The organism is Micromonospora sp. NPDC003776 (genome assembly GCF_053605645.1).
This window is the reverse complement of sequence record NZ_JBSGJR010000846.1, coordinates 1-2013: the sequence shown is the minus strand read 5'-3', so window position 1 is coordinate 2013 and position 2013 is coordinate 1. Positions and strand designations below refer to the sequence as shown.

Annotated in this window: 1 protein-coding gene; it reads right to left on the bottom strand. The window is 69.5% G+C overall.

From position 1 onward, the window contains the following. Positions 1–159 precede the first annotated feature (159 nt). Positions 160–1539, bottom strand: a complete 1380-nt coding sequence (locus ACWEVO_RS35635; RefSeq protein ID WP_452311800.1) for an ABC transporter substrate-binding protein — start codon at positions 1537–1539, stop codon at positions 160–162. Positions 1540–2013: the final 474 nt, after the last annotated feature.

Here is a 2013-nt window from a genome sequence, read left to right as displayed (position 1 = left end):
TGTTGTGTTTTGTCGGTGCGTGTTTGGTTCGGGTTTGTGTTTGGTGGGGGTGGCGGGGGGGGGGGGGGGGGGGCGCCCGCCGGGGGGGGGGGGGGGGGGGGGGGGGGGGGGGGGGGGGGGGGGGGGGGCGCGGCCGCGCCCCCCCCCGCACCCGGCGGCTCAGCTCCCCGCGGCCAGCAGCTTGTTGACCTTCTCCTCGGCGGTCTTCAGCAGCGCGTCGATGTTCGCGTTGGGGTTCGTCAGCACCCCGGACATCGCCGCGTCCAGCACCGCGTAGATCGCCTGGGCGTTGCGGGGCTCGCCCTTGATCGGGACCGGGTTCGCCTCGAACGCCGCGAAGTTGGCGGTGTCCACGTTCGCGTTGGCCTTGCGCAGGTCGAGTTCCTGCTTCTGCGCGTCGCTGCCGTTGGCGAACAGCAGCGGCTGCGGGAGGCCCACCGGGTAGTTCTGCGGCTTGGACCGGGCGTAGTCGAACTGGCCCTTGCCCGGGGTCAGCTTCTGGTAGGCGATCCACTTCAGGCCGGCCTTGACCTGCTCGGGGGTGAGGCCCTTCTTGAAGAAGTAGCCCTCGCCGCCACCGAGCGTCGCCTTCGCCGGGCCGTCCTGGCCGGGCAGCGGGCCCATCGCCCAGTCCTGGAACCTGCCCTGGAACTGGCTGACGATCGCCTGGGTGGCGTCCGGCGCGCCGATGAACATGCCGACCTTGCCGGCGCCCGCGTTGGTCAGCAGGTCGCCCCACTGCAGCAGTTGGCGGCTGCCCATGCTGTTGTCGCCGTACCGCATGTCCTTGAGGTTCTGCAGGACCTGCCGGCCCATCGCGTTGTTGAAGTCGGCCTTCTTGCCGTCGGCGGTCAGCACCTGGCCGCCCTGCGAGTAGAGCAGGGACGTGAAGTGCCAGCCGCCGGTGTTGCCCGCGCTGTACTCGGAGTAGCCGGCGATGCCGTCGCCGAGCGCGGCGATCTTCTTGGCCGCCGCCCGGACCTCGGCCCAGGTTTTGGGCGGGTTGTTCACGTCCAGCCCGGCCCGCTGGAACAGCACCTTGTTGTAGACCAGGCCCATCGAGTAGTTCTTCACCGGGATGGCGTAGAGCTTGCCGTTGTCGGTGAAGACCTCCTTGAGGGCCGGGTCGACGCTGTCCCAGGTGGGGATCGTGTCCTTGGTGGCGTACTGCGTGATGTCCATCGCCTGACCGGAGTCGAGCACCTGCTGGAGATCGGTCATGTACCCGTAGAACACGTCGGTGACGGTGCCGCCGGCGAGGCGGGCGGTGAAGTCCGGCGGGTTGTTGCACTGCTCGCCGACGCTGACGCTCTTGATCACGATGTCGGGGTTCTGCCGCTGGAACTCGGCGACGTCGTCGTTCCAGTTCTGCAACAGCTCCTTCTGGGAGCCGACCGGCTGGCAGTCGACCGTGATGGTGACCTTGCCGCCGGCGTCCTTCCCCGTGTCGTCGCCCTTGGTGGAGCACGCCGCGAGGCTGAGCCCCAGGCCGGCCGCGAGCGCTAGCGCCGCAGCCTTCCGGTACTGCGGTACGGACATCTGTCCATCCCTTCGGGAACGGGTGTATCCATGGCCTTCGCTGATCTGCGGTGTTGTCACCGCGGGGACGCGGCTGGTGCCGGCATCCACCACGCGACCTGCGCCCGGTCGCTACGCCCGAGTCAGGTGTGAGTGGAGTCACCGTAGCGAAGGCGACTCATTTCAGCAAGGTTTCGATCGTTGGCTGCAAGACCACGACTGTGAAGCGGCAGATGGCGACGGCTGACCACGAGGGAGGCACCTGGGCTGCCGGGCGGCGGACCACCTTTCAGCCCGCCGCCCGGCCCGATCCACTCGGCACGCCGCAGACCGGGCCCGGCGGCGATCAGGAGACGCCGTCATGCCGCAAACCGAGTTGATCGTCAGCCGGCCGGGGACGACAAAGATGCGGGACGACGGGCGGCCAGCACCGGGCGCGGGGGCACCCGTCGGCAGCGGCGGGGATCGGGCGCACAGACGAGGACGGCCGTCCAC